The 2,074-nt window shown below is 62.3% G+C and carries 2 protein-coding genes; one reads left to right on the top strand and one right to left on the bottom strand.

Features of this window, described 5'->3' with window-relative positions:
* Positions 1–124: 124 nt before the first annotated feature.
* Complete coding sequence (locus VFG49_RS03670; RefSeq protein ID WP_324858154.1) at positions 125–418, bottom strand: hypothetical protein; 294 nt, start codon at positions 416–418, stop codon at positions 125–127.
* A gap of 433 nt (positions 419–851) precedes the next feature.
* Here VFG49_RS03670 and VFG49_RS03665 point away from each other — a divergent pair.
* A partial coding sequence (locus VFG49_RS03665) for a D-aminoacylase (RefSeq protein ID WP_324858153.1) occupies positions 852–2,074 on the top strand: 1,223 nt, incomplete at its 3' end.

The following is a 2,074-nucleotide window of genomic DNA, read 5'->3' as shown; positions in this document are numbered from 1 at the left end:
TACTTGCTAGCCATTCGCTTGTAGCCCGATGAGGACACCGATGCGCTTCATCTGGCGCAGCTGAGGCCGTCGTACTGCGGAATGGCCATGGTGTTGACCAGATGCACGGCGTAGCCGTGATCCATCAAGCCATCAGCCAGTACCAGTTATAGGTGGACTGCGCTTCGTGCGGCGGGTCTTTTCGACCGAAACGGTAGTGGGAAAGCTGGGTTGATGAACCGGCGTCGAGCTCGCAGCGCGAGCAGGCATTCAACGTCACCGAGACCCTGAGATTGGGCTGACGCCAGAAAAGGAAATGGGCGGCCCTTGCGTGGCCGCCCATCAGTCCAGCCTGTCCGCCGTGCCCGGCGGACCGTTGGTGCTCCGCCAGAATGGCGGTCGCATGCTTGGCCGAGTTGTCCTGCCAACTCGGGAGCATTGCCAGATTAGGTGACTGATCGTTGTGGTGCCATCAGGAGAACCTTAGTAAGTCGTAAAACCGGGTCCGCTGGTCAGTTTCATACAGGTACCCGCTCCATGGCGGACGCAAGGGCCGACTGATCCGGGCGTCATCAAGGCGACGTCCCGCGTAACCACAGGGTGCGCAGAACAGGGTCAGGGTGCGCTTTCCTGGAAAGCCGGCGCGGACGGCTGCTTTCGCAACGCCGTTTTGCGGGGCGGCGCGCGAACACCTCTGCACGTTTTCGGCAAGGTGAGCGGCCGAAACCGCCTGCCGGCATGGATTTGGAAGGCCGTGGCCAATCCCTTTACCATCCAGCCCGAGGACGACTTCCTGAGCTGTAACCCGTTGAACCCGGGTGGCACAGCATTCGCCGTACGGTCATTAGCCAACATCCAGAAAGGGCATTGCCATGGTCGCTGTCCTGCGTCGTCGTGTGATTCCCTTGGCGGTACTCATGAGCCTTTCGTCGCTGGCGTCCGCGCATGACGTGGTGATCCGAAACGGCATGATCTACGACGGCTCGGGTAGCAAGCCTTATGCCGGCGAAGTGGCGATCGACGGTGATCGCATGACGTATGTGGGCCCTGCCCGCAAGGACGCGAGCGGCACCAAGGACAAGATCGTCATCGATGCGCATGGCCAGGCGATTGCACCCGGCTTCATCAATATGCTGTCGCACCCGGAAGACTCGCTGTTCGTCGATGGCCGCGCGCTGAGCGACCTGACGCAGGGCGTGACGCTGGAGGTGCTGGGCGAGATGTCGATGGGCCCCTTGAACCCCACCATGCAGCACCTGATGGCCGAGCGCCAGATCGACATCAAGTATCCCGTGACGTGGACGACGCTGGGCGAGTATCTGACGCTGCTCGAACACAAGGGGATTTCACCGAACATCGCATCGTTCGTGGGTGAGGGGACCGTGCGCACCAACGTGCTTGGCGAGCGAAACGTGGAGCCTGATGCCGCGCAGCTGGCCGCCATGCGTGCGCTGGTACGGCAAAGCATGGAGGAGGGCGCACTGGGTGTGACCACGGCCTTGATCTATTCGCCCGAAACCTATGCCAAGACGCCGGAGCTGATCGCCATGGCGCAGGAATCGGCACGCTGCGGCGGCATCTACTCGGCTCACATGCGCAGCGAAGGCGACCGCATCGAGGGCGCCATCGACGAGACGATTGCCATCGCCAAAGCCAGTGGCGCACCGGCGGAAATCTATCACCTCAAAGTGGCGGGCAAGGACAACTGGAACAAGATCGACAAGGTGATCCGCACCATCGAGCAGCAGCGCGCACAAGGCGTGCGCATCACGGCCGATATGTACACCTACACGGCGGGCGCGACCGGCTTGGACGCGGCGATGCCCTCCTGGGTTCAGGACGACGGACTGGAAGCATGGATCGCGCGCCTGCGCGACCCGGCCGTGCGCAAGCGTGTGCTTGCGGAAATGCGCAATCCGCATCCGGACACCTGGGAAAACCTGCTGGCCGCAGCGGGCGCGGAGAACACGGTGCTGCTGCAATTCAAGAATCCCGCGCTCAAGAACCTGACCGGAAAAAGCCTGGCGGAAGTCGCGCGCGAGCGTGGCGTGAGTCCGGAAGATGCAGCGATCGATCTGGTGATTGAAGACGGCTC

The sequence above is a fragment of the Dyella sp. genome (assembly GCF_035685885.1).
Lineage (GTDB): Bacteria > Pseudomonadota > Gammaproteobacteria > Xanthomonadales > Rhodanobacteraceae > Dyella.
The sequence above is the reverse complement of the archived record's forward strand: the minus strand, read 5'-3'. Positions and strand labels throughout refer to the sequence as shown.